Origin of the sequence: Brevibacterium sp. UCMA 11754, assembly GCF_021532275.1 — a bacterium.
Taxonomy (GTDB): Bacteria; Actinomycetota; Actinomycetes; order Actinomycetales; family Brevibacteriaceae; genus Brevibacterium.
On record NZ_JACBOT010000007.1, the window covers coordinates 26234 to 42955 of the forward strand.

15 protein-coding genes are annotated in these 16722 nt (G+C 61.6%); 3 read left to right on the top strand and 12 right to left on the bottom strand.

Going from position 1 to position 16722, the window contains the following annotated elements:
* The first annotated feature begins 6 nt into the window (after positions 1-6).
* Positions 7-243, top strand: a complete 237-nt coding sequence (locus HX613_RS03715; RefSeq protein ID WP_235344134.1) for an SDR family oxidoreductase — start codon at positions 7-9, stop codon at positions 241-243.
* A 15-nt stretch (positions 244-258) separates the two neighbouring features.
* Here HX613_RS03715 and HX613_RS03720 read toward each other — a convergent pair whose 3' ends face one another.
* From HX613_RS03720 to HX613_RS03755, 8 genes are all read right to left on the bottom strand, one after another.
* Positions 259-444: a hypothetical protein gene (locus tag HX613_RS03720; RefSeq protein ID WP_235344135.1), complete on the bottom strand. Its 186-nt coding sequence runs from the start codon at positions 442-444 to the stop codon at positions 259-261.
* A 154-nt stretch (positions 445-598) separates the two neighbouring features.
* Positions 599-2383, bottom strand: a complete 1785-nt coding sequence (locus tag HX613_RS03725; protein WP_235344136.1) for a hypothetical protein — start codon at positions 2381-2383, stop codon at positions 599-601.
* A gap of 102 nt (positions 2384-2485) precedes the next feature.
* Positions 2486-3370 carry an amidohydrolase family protein gene (locus tag HX613_RS03730; RefSeq protein ID WP_235344137.1) on the bottom strand — a complete coding sequence of 295 codons (885 nt, stop codon included), beginning with the start codon at positions 3368-3370 and terminating at the stop codon, positions 2486-2488.
* A gap of 37 nt (positions 3371-3407) precedes the next feature.
* Positions 3408-4346, bottom strand: a complete 939-nt coding sequence (locus HX613_RS03735; protein ID WP_235344138.1) for a 3-hydroxyacyl-CoA dehydrogenase NAD-binding domain-containing protein — start codon at positions 4344-4346, stop codon at positions 3408-3410.
* Positions 4343-6385 (bottom strand): acetoacetate--CoA ligase, encoded by a 2043-nt coding sequence (locus HX613_RS03740; protein WP_235344139.1) that lies wholly within the window; start codon positions 6383-6385, stop codon positions 4343-4345. The genes HX613_RS03735 and HX613_RS03740 overlap by 4 nt, the downstream gene beginning before the upstream one ends.
* An 11-nt stretch (positions 6386-6396) precedes the next feature.
* Positions 6397-7221, bottom strand: coding sequence for a crotonase/enoyl-CoA hydratase family protein (locus HX613_RS03745; protein WP_235344140.1), 825 nt, complete (start codon positions 7219-7221; stop codon positions 6397-6399).
* Entirely contained in the window at positions 7218-8828 is a 1611-nt protein-coding gene (locus HX613_RS03750; RefSeq protein WP_235344141.1) for an acyl-CoA synthetase, read from the bottom strand. Before HX613_RS03750 ends, HX613_RS03745 begins: the two co-directional genes overlap by 4 nt.
* On the bottom strand, positions 8825-10210 hold the full coding sequence (locus HX613_RS03755; RefSeq protein ID WP_235344142.1) for an MFS transporter: 1386 nt from the start codon (positions 10208-10210) through the stop codon (positions 8825-8827). The genes HX613_RS03750 and HX613_RS03755 overlap by 4 nt, the downstream gene beginning before the upstream one ends.
* A gap of 169 nt (positions 10211-10379) precedes the next feature.
* Here HX613_RS03755 and HX613_RS03760 point away from each other — a divergent pair, with 169 nt between their 5' ends.
* Together HX613_RS03760 and HX613_RS03765 are read left to right on the top strand one after the other, a co-directional pair.
* A complete protein-coding gene (locus tag HX613_RS03760) occupies positions 10380-11195 on the top strand; it encodes a PaaX family transcriptional regulator (RefSeq protein ID WP_235344143.1) in 816 nt (271 codons plus the stop codon).
* A 178-nt stretch (positions 11196-11373) separates the two neighbouring features.
* Positions 11374-12318 carry a DUF4190 domain-containing protein gene (locus HX613_RS03765; protein WP_235344144.1) on the top strand — a complete coding sequence of 315 codons (945 nt, stop codon included), beginning with the start codon at positions 11374-11376 and terminating at the stop codon, positions 12316-12318.
* A 326-nt stretch (positions 12319-12644) separates the two neighbouring features.
* On the opposite strand, the gene HX613_RS03770 is transcribed toward HX613_RS03765, so the two are convergent.
* Genes HX613_RS03770 through HX613_RS03785 form a run of 4 tightly spaced genes read right to left on the bottom strand, consistent with a single transcriptional unit; the run spans position 12645 to position 16612 of the window.
* Positions 12645-13433 (bottom strand): fructosamine kinase family protein, encoded by a 789-nt coding sequence (locus HX613_RS03770; protein ID WP_235344145.1) that lies wholly within the window; start codon positions 13431-13433, stop codon positions 12645-12647.
* 30 nt (positions 13434-13463) lie between these two features.
* The gene (locus tag HX613_RS03775; RefSeq protein ID WP_235344146.1) at positions 13464-14918 is read right to left on the bottom strand and encodes a dihydrolipoyl dehydrogenase family protein; all 1455 of its coding nucleotides are present in this window, start codon (positions 14916-14918) and stop codon (positions 13464-13466) included.
* Between the two features lie 18 nt (positions 14919-14936).
* On the bottom strand, positions 14937-15836 hold the full coding sequence (locus HX613_RS03780) for a macrolide 2'-phosphotransferase (RefSeq protein ID WP_235344147.1): 900 nt from the start codon (positions 15834-15836) through the stop codon (positions 14937-14939).
* Positions 15837-15880: 44 nt separating this feature from the next.
* The gene (locus tag HX613_RS03785; protein ID WP_235344148.1) at positions 15881-16612 is read right to left on the bottom strand and encodes a DUF998 domain-containing protein; all 732 of its coding nucleotides are present in this window, start codon (positions 16610-16612) and stop codon (positions 15881-15883) included.
* Positions 16613-16722 lie beyond the last annotated feature (110 nt).

Sequence of the window (16722 nt, forward strand, 5' to 3'; positions counted from 1 at the left end):
TCCGTCATGGACCTGAAGATCAGCGGGAAGACAGTAATGGTCACCGGGGGTACACGTGGTATCGGGCGTTCATCCGACCCCGAGCTGTTCGCACAGGCGATGAGCCTGAACCCCACAGGACGCATGGGAACACCGCAGGAGACGGCTGCGAGTGTCGTGTTCTTGTCGAGTCCGCTGTCGAGTCGGACGTCTGGGGCGAACCTGCTGATCGACGATGCGTTGACTAGAGGGATCCAGCTCTGAGGTCACTGCAGTCGTTCAGTCGTCGGACTCGTCTTTTTGGGCGGCTGTGTCGCGAGTGCGTTCCTCGTCGGGAGTGCTGGCCTCGGTGTTGTCGTTCGTCTCGTCATCGTCGGTGGCATGAACGACCTGGGAAGTCGGTGCGGCTTCGGCGGCTTCGTCGAGGTTCTTGGTGGCTTTGCGGATTCCGTCTTCGATCGGCACGATCATCACCCTTCGCGATTGGCTGGAAAGCTGGAAAGTAGGGCCGAGTCTACGCGCCGGTTGAGGCGGCGGCATAGAGATGGGAGCGGTGTGCGCACCGGAACACAGAGTATTCAGAGGGTCCGAGCGGTTCGGCTTGTTGTGGGAACCCGTCTCACTCAGCGATAGCATCACGCATCGCAATGATCTCTGCTCGCTCGAGTGAATTCAGCAGGGCAGGGTCGGCGAGGTCGAGTTCCTGCCCATGGAATGCATAGGCGACGTTCTTGAGCATCGATTTCGCTCGCGCAGTCGGTTCTGTGGTCGCCCCAGCGGCAATCGTCATGGTCTGGATCGTGCGCTGACGAAATTGGGCGATGAACCATCGGTTGTTCTTTCCTGCGATCCAACACAGTGCGGCGATCGCTGGCGGGTGAGTGAAGCCTCGGCGAAAGGCGCCAGGGTTCGTCCGGGCCGTGAGGTTCAGCGTTCGCAGCACGGCGGTCGTCATCTCCGGGTCGTGGAAGTGGGCATCGGCGAAGGTGGATAGGTCGGCAGCCAACGCCTGGACCTGGGGGAGAATCTTCGGGCTGATGCCATCGGTGTTGAAGTCTTCGGTGGGCAGCGGCTCTTCATCGAGTGAGGCGAGATTATCCTCACCGCCGACCCGTTGGCGAAGCTCCTCCCGCCAGGCTTCGGCGCCCTCTGGACTGATTGTCAGCGGATCGAATGCTTCGGTGGGGTCTGGACCCAGGCCCATGGCCTCGAACTGTTCGATCAGCTCTTGTGGAATTTCGATATCCGGTGGCAAGCCCAAAACCTCTGCTATTCCAGCGGCCGATGATCCAGAGGGGCTTGGACCTTGGGTTACACGGCGTTGGTACTCGGAGAGTGCGTCATTGATCGCTTCGAGTGCTGAACTCGTGAATTCCGGCGAGGTGCCAGAGCGTTCGTTGGCGAACTGAACGACTTCAGCGAGAACCGCGGGCATGCTGAGCATGTGCTTGTCATCAAAGAGGACCTTGCGCGGGTAGAGATCCTCCATCATCAGTGCGGCAGTCGCGCCCCATTTCAGAGGTTCACCGGCTACGTGTGTGACCTGAAAGTTGAAGAGTCGCTCTGCGTGCATCGCGGTATCGGATCGGCTGTCTTGAGCCCAGGGCGAGGCCAGGAAATCAGTGACAAGTGCGCGGATCTCTTCCGCGGTCCACTCGTGTGGCTGTTCGATGTCACCCCCATCGGGTAGGAGTCGCAGCATCCAGGACAGGAGCAGCCGGACGGAGGGCCAGGTGTCGGTTTCCGTGGGCGGCATCATGTGGTCGCCATGCTCGACGAATTCTTCGATCCGGGCGCGCGCATCTGCCGGTGACAGTGTGATCTGATGGGTCGGCATCTGCGGATCGTCGGCTGTGAACCGCCGGATATCGTCGACAGTATCTTCCGTCGGATAGCAGTCCTCGAGATAGGGAATACCCAGACGAGTCACAGCGACAGCCATCGTCACCGGCATTCCCGAGAGCGAGAATTCGACGAACAAGGTCTCTTCATGCCCAAGTTCGTGGCGCAGTGAGAACGCTGCGACGGGCGATGTCGAGTCAAGGTTGCGCACCCAATTGGGCAACGATCCGGACCGAGGGTCGACGGCATGGTGGATACGTCGTCGCAGCAGGGAGTCGTCGAACATGGCGGCCCAGATGAGCAGGAGCGCATCGGTCTCTGGAGCGGCTGAGTCCATCATCGCCGAGGTGAGAGCAAGGAACGCCTCCGAGACCGGGTCCGACTCGACCTTGGGCGGCATCGAGACCGGTGATGACACTTCGTCCTCGTCGACATTGGCGGTGTACCCCATGGCACTTGCGGCCATCAGCAGAGGGACGGGACTCGGGTCAGCAAGGAGTTCGGAGAGCTCGGCAAGAAAACCGGCCGTATCGATCGGTGGCTCAGGTGGCTGTGAGGGCATAATCTCACGCTATTGCATGGACGGTCGGCGCGCACTCGAATCACAGGATTCACTTGTAGATGCTTTTGCATCAGCTGCCGACAAGGCACGCATCCTTGCTCCTCACAACCCCAGCACCCGCACTGCGTTGTCTTTCATGATCAGCGGCACGGTTTCTTCTTTGATGCCCAGACCTTCGAAGTCGTTGATCCAGCGCTCTGGGGTGATGAGAGGGAAGTCGGAGCCGAAGAGCGTCTTAGTCTTGAGCATGGATCCGATGGCGCGGGTCAGCTGTGGTGGGAAGTACTTCGGTGACCAGCCGGAGAGGTCGATGTAGACGTTGGCTTTGTGGGTGGCGATCGAGATCGAGGCATCGGCCCAGGGAACCGAGGGGTGGGCGAAGATCATCGTCAGTTCCGGCAGATCAGCGGCCACATCGTCGAGTAGCATCGGGTCCGAGTATCGGAGTTTGATGCCGCGGCCACCGGGCAGTCCGGCGCCTATGCCCGTCTGGCCGGTGTGGAACAGTGCGACGAGTCCGTGCTCGGCGCAGGCTTCGTAGATCGGGTAGTACTTGCGTTCGCTGGGGTCGAAGCCCTGCAGACTCGGGTGAAATTTCATGCCCCTGACCCCGTAGTTCACGGCCAGGTCCTGGACCCGGGCGACCGCCTCGGCGACGTTATGAGGATCGACGGATCCGAAGGGGATGAGGACGTCGTTGTGCTGAGCGGCCTTCTGGGCGATCGTCTCGGACGACACAGGGGGATGCCCGCCCAGGGCTGTCCTGGCATCGACGGTGAAGATCACCGCGGCCATGTTGCGTTCCCGGTAGTAGGCGGCGAGGTCATCGACGGTGGGCGTGCGGGGGACCGGTGCTTTGAAGTAACCCGCCGAGGCGTCGAGGAGTTCTTGATCGAGTGACGTGTGCTGGTGGTCGTCGGCCTCGACATGGGTGTGCACGTCGATTGCGGTGATCTTTGAGAGGTCGATGTTGGGCTGGTAGATCATGAGTGTCCTTCGATGCTGATGATTGTGATGCGGCAGGTCACGGCAGCTCACCGTACTTGCGTTTGAGGGCGATGAGTTCGAGGAGCATGTCGTCGCGTTGCTTCGCCAGCACTGCCGGGTCACGACCCTGAAGTTCCTCCTCCACGCCGGAGATGAGCTTCTCCTTGAGATCCTCGCCGAGGTGGACCTGACCCAGATCACGCATCCACACCTCCTGGGGTGGCCCCAGATGGTCGAGCACGTGCCGCATTCCGCCGGAACCACCGGACAGGGACTGCTGCGCGAGCGGCCCGAGGATGGCCCAGCGCAGACCGGGCCCGTAGGAGATCGCGATGTCGATGTCGGCCACAGAGACGACTCCACGATCGACGAGTGAGTACGCTTCCTGCCACATGGCGGCCTGGAGACGGTTGGCCACATGGCCGGGGAGCTCTGCACGCACGAGGATCGGCTTCTTCCCGATCGCCTCATAGACGGTCAGCGCACGATCGACGACCTCGGCCAAAGTATCGGGGGACGGGACGACCTCGACGAGGGGGACCAAGTGGGCCGGGTTGAACGGATGGCCGACGACGATGCGTCCCGGTGCCTTCGTCGCCTGTGCGTTCAATTGGCTGGGGGAGAACCCGGAAGTGGAAGAGGCGATGATCGCAGACTCGTGCGCTGCGGCATCGATCTCGGCGAGCATCGACTGCTTGACCTCGAGACGCTCGGGCCCGTTCTCCTGCACGAAGTCAGCACCGGCTACCGCCTCGGCGAGGCTGGGCGCGAAGGTGAGGTACTCCAGCAGTGAGGCGGCACTGCCCGAACCGGCATCCTCAACACAGTTGGTCACCTGCTCACGCAGCCGTTCCTCCGCTCCTTCGGCCGGGTCGAACGCCGTGACCCTGTGTCCCGCACTCAGAAACCCGGTCGCCCATGCGGCCCCGATGACACCGGTGCCGATGATCGCCACGTTAATCGGCTGTGTGCTCATGCGTTCACCTTCGCCTTCCGCGATTGCGCATACTCCACATACTCATCGAGTGAGCGTGGGTCCTGCAGAGCCCCAGCGCTTGCCACCGAATCGGCGGTCGCGCCTTGAACGATGCGCTTGACTGGGACTTCGAGCTTCTTACCAGTCCGACCCAGCGGGATCCGGGCCACCGGGACCACCTCGTCGGGGGCGTGACGAGGCGAGAGCCGCGTCTTCAGCTCACGCGAAATCCGCCCCGAGAGTTCAGACGTGAACGACACCCCGGGCTCACATTGGACGAAGAGGACGAGTTCGCCCATCCCACCATCGGGGTCTTCGCGGTGGATGACGAGGGCATCGGCCACCTCGGCGAGGGTGTCGAGCACGGAATAGAAGTCCGCGGTGCCCAGCCGCACCCCGCCCCGGTTGAGGGTGGCGTCGGAGCGTCCGGTGACGACGACCCCGCCGCCGGTGGTGAACTTCGCCCAGTCGCCGTGGCGCCAGATGCCGGGGTATTTGTCGAAGTACGCAGCATCGTAGCGGGCATCACCGTCGGGACCCCAGAAGGTCACGGGCATGGACGGTGTCGGCGCGGTGATAACGAGTTCGCCCAGATCATCGATGACCTCATTGCCGGATGCGTCGAAGGCCGTGGCGGCGAATCCCAGCGAGATTCCCGACATCTCACCGGAGTACACGGGGGTCAGCGGAGAGGCTTGGAGGATGCCGGTGCACACATCGGTGCCGCCGCAGCCGACGTTGAGCAGCACCGACTGGCCGAATTGGTCCATGACCCATTCGTAGCCCTCAGCTGGCAGAGGTGCGCCGGCAGCTCCGAACTGCGAGATGGTGGACAGGTCGAACTCCTCAGTGGGGTTAAACCCCGCCTTGCGTGCGGACATGATCGCCCCGGGCGCCACACCCATGAGAGTGGCCTTCGTGTTCGCGGCGATGCGCCAGAGTTCCTTGGGATCGGGGTAGTTCGGATTGCCGTCGATCATGACGATTGCGGATCCCACGACCAACCCACCGACGAGGGCATTCCACATCATCCACGCGGTCGTGGAGAACCAGCAGAACTGGCTGCCCGGGCCCAGATCGAAGTGCAGCCCGTGATTCTTCACGGTCTCGAGCAGGATGCCGCCATGGCTATGCACGATGGCCTTCGGCTTGCCCGTCGTGCCCGAAGAGAAGAGGATGAACAGCGGATGGTCGAAGGGGACCGGTTCGAATTCCAACTCCGCCGAGGCGGCTCCACCGTCCCTGCCCGCCGAGGCGGCCCCGAGTCCCGCATAGTCAACGACGTCGATCGCGTGGTTGAGCCCCGATCCGGTGGTGAACTGTTCGAGGGTGTCGTCATCGAGGGTAAAGTCCCCGTAGTCGAGGGACACGAGGTGGGTCAGCGAGGGGAGTGCTGCGAGGACCTCGGCGAGTTCGGCGCTGCGATCGACGGCTTTGTTGCCGTACATGTATCCGGGGATGGCGAAGAGCACGGTGGGTTCGACCTGGCTGAAGCGGTCGATGACTGACTGCGTGCCGAACTCGGGAGCGCAGCTGGCCCAGATCGCGCCGAGACTGGCCGAGGCGAGGAACGCGACGAGGGCCTCGGGCTGGTTGGGCAGGTACCCGATCACCCGGTCACCCTTCCTCACGCCCAATGACACGAGTCCCGCACGGACGCGGGCTACCTCGGTGCTCAGCTCGGCAAATGTCAGTGTGACGTCATCACGGGTCTGGGACACCGCGGTCACGGCCACGTCGTCGGCCTGATCGGGAGCGCCGAAGGAGTGCTCGGCGTAGTTGAGCGTTGCTCCAGTGAACCAGCGAGCGTGCGGCATGACCCGTTCCTCGAGCACCGAGGTGTAGGGAGTGTGCGACTGGATGCCGAAGTACTCCCAGACGGATTCCCAGAAGTCCTCGACGTCGGTGATCGACCAGGTGTAGAGCCCGTCCCAGCCGGTGAACGAGTAGCCGAACCTTTGGGTGACCCAGCTGAGGAAGTCACCGATGCGGCTGGTTTCGAGGGCATCAGTGGGAACCTCGCGGATGATTGTCGACATATAGGGTCCTCTCACTTCGTGACTTTGGGGCCGGAGCCGTCGAGGAAGGCTCGCATGAGGTCCTTGGCCTCGGTGCTCGACTGGGCCACGGTGGCCATGAGGGACTCCATCATGTAGCCCTCGTCGCGGCCGGATTCGACGATGCGGGGCAGCGCCTGGGTGATCGCATAGTTCGTCACCGGAGAGTTCGAGGCGATCGAAGCGGCGAGTTCGCGTGCCTTGGCTAGTCCTTTACCGGCGTCGACACGGTAGTTGACGAGGCCGATGGCCTCAGCCTCGGCAGCGGTGAAGCGGCGGCCGGTGAGCATCATGTCCTGGACGCGACTGAGACCAATCAGCCTGGGCACACGCACCGAAGCGCCCCCACCGACGAAGAGTCCGCGCTTGCCTTCGGGCAGAGCGAAGTACGCGGTCTCTTCGGCCACCCGCAGGTGCGCGGCGGAGGCGAGTTCGAGGCCGCCGCCGATGACTCCGCCCTGGAGGACGGCGACGACGGGGATCTGCGATTCGGTGATCCGGTTCATCGTCGTGTGCCAGCCGCGCGAGTGGTGGAGGCCGGCCACGGCGTCGCGTTCGGCCATTTCTGAAAGGTCGAGGCCGGCGCAGAAGTGATCACCGGTGGAGTGGAGGACGATCGCGGAGACCTCGGGTGGGGTGCGGAAGAACTCGCCGAGGCTGGCCACCGTCGCGTCATCGAGTGCGTTGCGTTTGGCAGGGCGGTCGAGGGTGAGGATTCCGATGTTGCCTTCGGCTGTGAAGTGCAGCGTGTCGGAGATGTCGACCGTGGTCGGCTGTGCCGAGACGTCGGTGAGGTGTGAGGTGGGGAGGTCGGTCATGCGTTGTCCTTCGGTGCTGGTGCTGAGTTGTCAGTGCTGGGGTCTGAGGGGCCGGTGGTGGCGTACGCGCCGAGTCCGCCGGTGGTGCGCAGAGAGACCTTGTGGACTTTCCCAGAGCCGGTGCGTGGCAGTTCGTCGACGAGGTCGAAGTACTTCGGCACCTTGTATTTGGCCAGGCGGGCCAGGAGGAAGTCGCGCAGTTCTTCGCTAGTGGGGGCTGACGCCGCAGACTCGGCTCCGGCATCAGAGCCAGACTCGGTCTCAGGAACAGACACGATGACGAAGGCGTGGCCGACTTCGCCCCACCGTTCATCTGGTGCTGCGACGACCGCGGCCTCAGCCACGGCCGGGTGGTCGAAGAGGGCGGATTCCACCTCGGCCGGGTAGACGTTCTCGCCTCCGGAGATGAACATATCCTTGAGCCGGTCGACGATGAAGAGGAACCCATCGGCATCGAGATAGCCGATGTCGCCGGTGTGGAACCAGCCGCCGGGAGAGAACGCCGCATCGGTTGCGGCCAGGTTGTTCCAGTAGCCGCCGGTGACATTGGGTCCGCGAACGACGATCTCACCTTTGACTCCGGACGAACATACGTTCCCTGAGGCATCGCGGACCTCCACCTCGGTGAAGGGCACCGCCCGTCCCGCCGATCCTGGCTTGTCCAAGGCGCTCGCGGCGGGCAGGAACGTGCAACCTGGGGAGGTTTCTGTGAGTCCGTAGCCCTGACAGAACATGATGTCTTTGGCCTGGAAGGCCTCGATGAGCGAGACCGGGATCGGGGCACCACCGGAATTGACGAAGCGCAGCGATGTGAGGTCAGCGGTGTTCCACTTCGGTGATTGGAGCATGTCGGAGAACATGGTCGTCACACCGGCCATCCAGGTCAGTCCCTCGTGTTCGATGGCGTCGAAGGCACGGTCAACGTCCCACTTGGATTCGATGAGCATGCGCGCACCGCGCAGATAGCTGGTCATCACCTGTTGGTCGAGGCCGATGACGTGGAAGAGCGGAGCGGCGACGAGGGTGACGTCATCGGCGGTGAGGTCCGTGTTGAGGAGGAGGTTGAAGGAGTTCCACAGCAGGTTCGCATGCGTCAGCACTGCACCCTTGGGCCGCCCGGTCGTCCCGGAGGTGAAGAGCAGGAACGCCGGTTCGTCACCGGTGACTTCGGCGGCAGGCACAACCGGAAAGTTCGCCGAGGTGGCAGGGTCCTCCCAGCGCACCGTTTCCTGGGCGACGTCCGCGTTGAGTTTCCCTGCTGTCTCGGACATGTCGGGTGCGACGTACAGGTGGGCCACCTCGGTGAGGGTGATCTGGTAGTCGAGCTCGGCCGGGGCCAGGCGCCAGTTGAGTGGGATGAAGATTGCACCCAGGCGCAGGCAGGCCAGCAGAACGACGATCGTCGCTGGGTGGTTGGGACCCAGGTAGGCGACCCGGTCACCTCTCCGAACGCCCTGGCTGTGCAGGTCAGCGGCGCAGTCCAAGGTGCGTTCGTGCATCTGGGTATAGGAGTAGTCGATGCCGGCGAAGGTGATCGCGGTCTTCTCGCCGTAGTCGGTGGCCTGGCGTTCGGAGAGCTTGGCCAGGCTGGGGTGGGTGAAGGTCACAGAGTTGGTCCTTCCACGGCTGCCGGTGGGGTCGTGTTCGTCGATGTTGTGTGCGTGTTTGCTGGTGTCTCGGCGAAGTGCTGTTCGGACAGTGTCCGTGACTTCGTTTCTCCCAGGCGCCAGATGCAGAAGATGCTGAGGGCGGCGACGATCGTGATGATGATCGAGAGCGGGATGGTCGAGGTTGAACCGGTGGAACTCATGATCGCGGCGAAGAGGACGGGGGAGATGCCCGCTCCGATGCCGGCGATCTGGTAGCCCAGAGAAGCTCCGGTGTAGCGGTGCTCGGTGTCGAAGAGCTCCGAATACAGGCCGGCGAGGGGGCCGTAGATCATCGGGTGGATGATGCCCTGTCCCACAATCATGCCGATGGTGATGACGAGTCCGTTCTTCGTCTCCAACATAGGGAAGAGTGCGAAGCCCCAGATGGCGATGAACACGGCTCCGGCGATGACGAGTGGGCGGCGGCCGACGGTGTCGGAGAGGCGGGACCAGCCGATGATGCCGAAGATGGCGAAGAAGGAGGAGAAGGACAGAGCATTGAGGATCGTCTGTCGTTCGATGCCGATCTGGACGCCGTAGGCGATGGAGTAGGTGGTGAGCAGCCCCTGGAACATGAAGGCGGAGAGTCCGACGCCCACAGCGAGCACGAGGGTGAGGGGTTGCTTGCGCAGGGTGGCGATGATCGGGATGCCGCGCTTGGGTGTGCGCTTCTTCGTTGCGAGGAACTCGGGGGATTCGTCGACGGCGGAGCGGACGATGACGCCGATGATGAGCAGGAGGACCGAGGCGAGGAACGGCAGGCGCCAGCCCCAGGCGATGAAGGTATCCGGGCCCATGGCTGCCAGGGTGCCGGCGATGACGAGCGCGGAGACGAGCTGACCGGTGGGCGCGCCGGCGCTGGTGAAGCTGGCCCAGAAGCCGCGGTTCTTGGTGGCGTGCTCTGCGGACATGAGCATGGCGCCGCCCCATTCGCCGCCGATCGCAACTCCCTGGATGACGCGGATGAGGATGAGGAGGACCGGGGCGATGAGCCCGGCCTGGTCGTAGGTGGGCAGCAGGCCGATCGCTGTGGAGGCGATGCCGATGGCGAACATGCTGACGACGAGCATGCGTTTGCGGCCGAGTTTGTCGCCGAAGTGGCCGAAGATGATGCCGCCCAGAGGACGAGCCAGATAGCCGGTGGCGAATGTGGCCAAGCTGGCCAATGTGCCGACGGCCGGGGTGAGGTTGGAGAAGAAGACGTCCTTGAAGACAAGGGCGGCGCAGACGGAGTAGACGAAGAAGTCGTAGTACTCGATGACGCTGCCCAGGTACGCCGAGGCGGCTGCTCGCTTGAGCATCGGTGTCGATTTCGTTGGCGTGGAGTTCGCGGAAGCCATGTGATCCTCGCTGATTAAGTGGCTTGAATGGTTGTCGGGTGCTGTGGGGGAGGAAGCCCGATCCTCACTGACCGGGCTCGCATCGATATTATGCAAAATAATGCGTTTACGTCAACGAATTGCGATATATCAACGTGGTTGAGTGCGGAGGAGACCGTAAAGTAGTTCCATGACGGTTCACCCTCAGTCACTCTTCTTCGCGCTCGCCGGCCTGCACATGCTCGATGACCCCAGGCCGCTGAGTGGCACGTCGATCGTCTTCGTTATGGGCAGGCTGGGTGTGGGGGAGTCGGCCGCCCGGTCGGTGCTGCAGCGGATGGCGGCGAAGAAGTTCATCGTCCGTCACAAGGAAGGCCGCAAGACCTTCTACACTCTGTCCGATCGCGGCCGGGCAATTCTTCGTGAGGGCCAGGAGAAGATGTTCGCCGGCTGGCAACCCCAGGATTGGGATGGCCGCTGGACCTTTGTCCGAATCCAGGTGCCTGAGTCGAAGAGAACTCTGAGGCATCAGATGGCGTCGCGGCTGTCGTGGGCTGGTTTCGCTCAAGTTGACGGTGGGCCGTGGGTTGCTCCTGGGCAACATGATGTGGTCGCGATTCTGGGGCCGGAGCATTCCGAGATCTCACCGATCGTCGTCTATGGCATGCCGCAGCCGCCGACGACTGATGAGATGCTTGTCAGCGCGTTCGACTTGGAGGCATTGGCTGCCGACTATGAGGCGTTCGGTGAGAAGTGGCGGGCCGTTGTCCCCGCTTCACTGTCGTCGGTTGAGGCGCTGGTCAGGCGTGTCGAGCTGCACTTCGACTGGTTGACGCTGACGCGGACGGATCCACAGCTACCGGGGGAGTTGTTGCCGGAAGTGTGGCCGGGGACCGTACAGAATACTTCTTTTCGCGTGCTTGATTCTGAGTTGAGCGACCGTGAGGCATCGGCAGTTTCGGGCTTTTTCGGGGGAGGCTTGTCTGAACATTGCCCATTATTGTGACTGGCGCCACTTGCTCCGGAAATTATCTATGACTACAAGCGTGACGGTATATGCCCGGTGGCTCTCGACTATTAGTAACAGTTGCGTAACCATTGGAGTAGTTTGGTCTCATTGAGAATGGCCATGTTTTTCGACGGGTATTCTAAAGGAAAGTTGAATCTTCTAGTACCGAGGTAGCATGAGCCAGAGCTTTGATCCCAACAGTCGTCCGCCACAGAGCCCGATCCAGGGGCAGCCTCAGGTTCCTCAGAACCAGGATCCCGCCATGCAGCAAGCCAGTGGTGTGCCGCCATACGACGGTGCCAATACATACGGTGCCAACGGACAGTACCCGGGTGGAAGTTTCGTCCCTCCAGCACGGAAACGTAAGAAGAATGTGATGGGCATCGTCGCGTTCATAATCGCCATCGTAGGGTTCATATTCGCGTGTATTCCAGGCGCACTGATTATGGGATGGGTTCTTCTTCCAATCGCATTCCTGTTGGCAATCATTTCGTTTTTCCTCAAAGGTGGAAAGGGCCTCTCCATTGCGGCGTTGATCTTATCGGTCGTTGGAACCATAGTGGCGATTCTTGTGTTCCTCTTTGTGGTCGCTTCTTCGTTCGACGATGCGTTCAGTGATGATGTCTCAGCGGAAGCGCCAGCCGAAGAAGTTGTAGCGGAAGCTGGGGAAGCAGAGGAAGCCGGAGCCGAAGAAGGTACCCGAGAGAACCCGTACTCTATCGGAACTAAGATCAGCAGTGACGCGTGGGATATGACGATCACCAACGTCACGTTGGACGCTACTGACGAAGTCCTTGCAGAAAATGAGTTCAACGAGAAGCCGGACTCTGGCAACCAGTACATGATGGTTGATGTCGAGATGACGTATACAGGTGACGCGCCCGATGGTGAGATGCCGATGGCTACCTTTGAATACGTGTCCGTGGGCGGAAATACTTTCGACGGTCTCGACGACATGGTGGTAGCGCCGAATGCGCTCGACGACATGGAGAACATGTACAACGGTGCGACGACATCCGGGTCGATTGCCATTCAGATTCCCTCAGAAGATGCCGAGGCCGGGGTACTGGCAGTCAACCCCGACATGTTCGCTGACAAGGTTTATGTCGCAGTGAAGTGAGCGCACTGAAAACCATCTTCTATTGGCTGTTCCGGATCACTGAGTAATGTTTGGACTAACGCACGTCTGAGCTCAGTTGTTTGTTCTCTTGTGCCGGTATCTCACCTGCAAGGGGAGGGGCTGTGCTCATTCCTCTAGAGATGCCTCCTGCCAAAGATGTCTTAAATTGTTGCGTTTGAATGGTGCTATTGAGGTGCTGAGGATGGCAATTGCAGGCACGTAGGTGATTCGGCATCAACGGTAGAAATCATGCTGTCGCCACCATCACCTGCCGTCAGTGAACGGCCAACACTCACGGCGCATGCCTGCCAAACAGCCGTGTGAAGTCAGGGTCCCAACGTCTCCGCACGGTCGATAGTCGCTCGTGCGGCGGAAAGGGTCTGCCCCAAGAACCCAGTGCCGAACAGCTTTACATGCGCGAGCAACGCGAAGAAGTTGTGTACTGGTAGGTCATCTCGCCAGCCGTCTGGCAGTGGATGAACTGCCTCATAGCCGGCGAAGATGTCATCGAGGAATGGTGTGCCGAACAGCGCCAACATCGCGAGGTCCTCAAGGCGGTGCCCACCGTGGGCGGCAGGGTCGATGAGGGTACAGCCAGATGGCGTCCACATGAGGTTTCCTGCCCAGAGGTCGCCGTGGACTCTCGCTGGTCTCTCCGTTCCGATACCGGCGATTCCGTCGAATATTCCGGTAGAGATGGCTTCGATCGCCGAGGTGATGGTTGCTTGTTCGTCTTTCGACAGCTGATTGGCGATGTCGGTCGCCACCGGTTCCAACCTGGTCTCCACCCAGAACTCGGTGAACGAGGCACACGAGGCGACTTCAACTTCGAATGGAGAGTCGAGCGGACCGAACCACGCAGGCTCTGCTGGTGCCCAGCCGAACGCCGGAGCACCGGAGTCGTGCAGCAAGGCGAGCCGTCGACCGAATCCGAAGGCCGAATGCGCATCCGGGCTGGATTCTTCGACGCGGTCGAGTCGCAGACTGTTCCTATCGTGATCGATGACTGCAACCACGGGAACAACGTCAGGTTCGGCCAGCCAATTCAGACCGGCAGCCTCGGCGGCAAAGAATCCTCGTGGAGACCCGGCGTGTTCTTTGACGAAATCGTCCATGACCCCAAGGGTAGTGGCATCCGGTCTCGATCATGGTGAGAGAGTCAACCGCATTCTCCGAGGCAGTCCCTCCAGCAACGGCAGCCACAGTTCAGAAGCTGCTGGGAAACTCGGAACCGCATGGCGCAGAACATGAACAGGTACCTGCCCGACGATCGCCACCGTCGCTGGGTGAATCAGTTCGGCGGCCTCCGGGCCGACGAATGTGGCTCCGAGGAGCATGCCGGTACGAGCGTCGACGACAATCTGTGCCGTTCCCTCGGCATCATCGCGCAGAAGTGAGGTGCCTGCGCTGCCGGTGAACGGCAGCTGGGATACTTCAATCTCGTGCCCACGCTTCCGGGCATCCGCCTCTGTCATTCCCACCGAGGCAACCTGCGGATCACTGTAGACGACTTGAGGGACCGGAACATTTTCGGGGACGGACTCGGATTCTTCGCCTGTAGCACGGTCACGGATCTGTGCGCCGATGACGCGTGCACGATATTTGCCCCAATGAGTCAGCGGTGCTTCACTGCTGGCATCGCCGGCGGCATACAGCCAATCGGGCAGGTGTCCCGCTGCGATGTCCTCGTCAGCGAGTCCCAGGCTCTCAAGTCCGAGCTCGTTGAGCCGAGGCTCTCGGCCCGTTGCCACGAGGATCTCATCCGCTGTGACTGTGGACTCTCCGGCGGGGCCGAGTGTCTGGACTGTGACCTGCCCACCGTGGACCTGGCCCAGCCCGGTGTCTTCGGCACCAGGACGGTAGCAGGCCTCAACCTTGGTTTCCCGGTCGATGATGACTCCTGCACTCTCGAGTGCCTTGGCGACGTGCTCTCCTGCGAACGGTTCCTGACCGGACAGAAGGCCCTGACCACGCACGAGCATGCGTACGCGAGTGCCAAGTGCTGCCATCCACGTTGCGGCTTCCACTGCAACGACACCGCCACCGACGATGATCAGCGAATCCGGCACCTCCCTGACGCCGGTCGCGTCACGGGAGAGCCAGGGTGCGACATCGACAAAAGTCTGAGGCACGGTCGGCTGAGAACCGGTGGCAATGACAACCGCATGTCGCGCTTGAACGACCACCGGATTCGGTTCGTTGATCAGGACTGTCCGTTCGCCGATCAGCTGTGCGTGGCCGCGTTCTACCCGCAGGCCAGCACCCTGCGCCCAGTCGATCTGGCCCTTGTCATCGTAATGAGAGACCCACTCATCGCGTCGCTGCAGAATTGCATCAGCATCGATATGAGCACCGGTGAGACCATCCAGGTGCTGGGTCACGTGGGCAAGTTCAATGGGACGAAGCATCGTCTTCGAAGGGATGCATGCATAGTAGGAGCACTCTCCGCCCAGCAGCTCCTCTTCAATGATGATCGCTTCAAGATCGGAGTCTTCGGTTGCGTACTGGGCCGCGTTCTCACCGACAGGACCACCGCCGATGACGATGATATCTGTGGTCAGTGTTTCAGTCTTGGCGGTGTTGGAGTTTTCGGTACTCATATCGAACCTGCGCTTCCTTCATTCGGTGGGATTCAACTGTGCCTTCGCTGCCTCTATATGGCCAGCGTCGCCCGTCTGCAGTGCGTAGAGCCCGAGTTCGACCGGCGAGGTGGAGAACAGTTCGCCGCAGTGTTCGGCGAACTTCGGCCACACCTGGCCGCCCTTCTCCACGTAGTGATGGATCGTCGCATCGAATGCCTGCGCCGAGACGCTGGCATGGTGGAACATGAAGTCCCTGGCCGGGTCGCCGATAGCAGCAGTGGTCCAGTCAAGGATGCTGAGGTTTCTCGCCCCATCCATGAGCTGGTGTGCCGGATACACCTCTCCGTGGGTGACCGTGGTGAAGGTGGGCCAAAAGGCATCATCGTCGAGCCACGCAGCCCACCGCTCACGCAGACTCTGAGCCACATCGAACTCGGCCACAACGCGAGCGATGTCATCGCGTTTACGCTGTCTCACCTCGGCGGGGGAGAACTCATCAATGCCCGAGGAACGCACGAGCGCGGGGTCGACGGAGTGGAGCTCGGCGAGGAAATCTGTGAGGGACTGGATGTATTCGCCCGACTCGACGTCGAAATGCCACTGCGGCTGGCCCTGGTCATCGATCGTGAGTCCGGGAGCACCGGGCAGCAGCGGATAGGCGATGAGGTCTTCTGTATGGATCTGCCAATTGGGGACTGCGACACTCAGGTGGGGCGCGATGGCACGGAGGAAACGGCCCTCGACGGCGGCTCGGTCGGTGACGTCCGGGCGACGGGGGATCCTCAGCACCCAGGACTGGCCGTCGACCGCCTCGGCGATGGCGACTTGGAAGTCGAGGCCCAGCTCATTGACGTTGATGGTCTCAGGATCGATGTCGAGACCATGCGTACTTGCGAGCTCTCGGATGGTCGTGGTCTGCGAACTGTCGGTTGGCATCTGGTCACCTTTCGAGAACGGACTCGTTCCGTTGGGATCTGCGGTCAGTCTAGGGCGGGGACCTTCGGCTGCGCACGGTGAACTTTCTGGTCACGAATGAGGACGATGCCGATGATCATCTCCCACACGACGATCGAGTACATACCGATACGCTCCCATGTGCCGTCGGCCAGGATGATTCCGGGAATGACCCGGACGTCGACCTGGAGCATGACGATGCCGAGGACACCGACGAGGCCGATCACAAGGCTGAAGACACCGATCAGGCTGCTGCCGCGCACGAGGTGATTGCGGCGCTTCAGCAGGGAAAGTCCGATACAGATCGCGGTCAGGTGCCCACCGACGAAGGCGAGGAACGCGCCGAGGAGGTGGATCCCTCCCAGCCCGAGGCTGTTGTTGTGCGCTCCGCCGTTGACCACGGCAATGAGGACCATGCCGAGGGCATGGGCAATGCCGAGGGCGATAATCGGCAAACGCAGGGGAAGTCGCGATCCGCGCGCCGTATATATGGACGCCGTCACGAAAAGGAAACCGTGGACGAGGAAGGCGATATTCATGAACACATGCAGCGGCGAATTAATGGCCCGATCACCCAACATCTCGACATCGGGCACGCCGAGATCGCTGATGTAATTCATCGCATATGAATAGTCAGGGAATGCAGATGCGGCAAGGGCCTCGGCGAGGAGATAGACGACGCCGGCGAGAATCCAGCAGATCGCTGCCGTGGCGCTCGAGCCGGGTAACGCAGCCGCATCAGATCGGTTCTCTCGCATTCTGCTAACACTAGATGGCCTAAAGGTGCAATAAAAGGGCCTATTTGGGCTCTGGGGCACTCGACACGCCGAAGTCGTTACTGTTCAAGCGCTTGTCAGGGGTGAATTGC

Excerpts from the sequence above, each read along its gene's own strand:
- HX613_RS03715 (WP_235344134.1), top strand. The coding sequence starts at position 7 with ATGGACCTGAAGATCAGCGGGAAGACAGTAATGGTCACCGGGGGTACA.
- HX613_RS03725 (WP_235344136.1), bottom strand. The coding sequence starts at position 2,383 with ATGCCCTCACAGCCACCTGAGCCACCGATCGATACGGCCGGTTTTCTT.
- HX613_RS03730 (WP_235344137.1), bottom strand. The coding sequence starts at position 3,370 with ATGATCTACCAGCCCAACATCGACCTCTCAAAGATCACCGCAATCGAC.
- HX613_RS03735 (WP_235344138.1), bottom strand. The coding sequence starts at position 4,346 with ATGAGCACACAGCCGATTAACGTGGCGATCATCGGCACCGGTGTCATC.
- HX613_RS03740 (WP_235344139.1), bottom strand. The coding sequence starts at position 6,385 with ATGTCGACAATCATCCGCGAGGTTCCCACTGATGCCCTCGAAACCAGC.
- HX613_RS03745 (WP_235344140.1), bottom strand. The coding sequence starts at position 7,221 with ATGACCGACCTCCCCACCTCACACCTCACCGACGTCTCGGCACAGCCG.
- HX613_RS03755 (WP_235344142.1), bottom strand. The coding sequence starts at position 10,210 with ATGGCTTCCGCGAACTCCACGCCAACGAAATCGACACCGATGCTCAAG.
- HX613_RS03760 (WP_235344143.1), top strand. The coding sequence starts at position 10,380 with ATGACGGTTCACCCTCAGTCACTCTTCTTCGCGCTCGCCGGCCTGCAC.
- HX613_RS03765 (WP_235344144.1), top strand. The coding sequence starts at position 11,374 with ATGAGCCAGAGCTTTGATCCCAACAGTCGTCCGCCACAGAGCCCGATC.
- HX613_RS03770 (WP_235344145.1), bottom strand. The coding sequence starts at position 13,433 with ATGGACGATTTCGTCAAAGAACACGCCGGGTCTCCACGAGGATTCTTT.
- HX613_RS03775 (WP_235344146.1), bottom strand. The coding sequence starts at position 14,918 with ATGAGTACCGAAAACTCCAACACCGCCAAGACTGAAACACTGACCACA.
- HX613_RS03780 (WP_235344147.1), bottom strand. The coding sequence starts at position 15,836 with ATGCCAACCGACAGTTCGCAGACCACGACCATCCGAGAGCTCGCAAGT.
- HX613_RS03785 (WP_235344148.1), bottom strand. The coding sequence starts at position 16,612 with ATGCGAGAGAACCGATCTGATGCGGCTGCGTTACCCGGCTCGAGCGCC.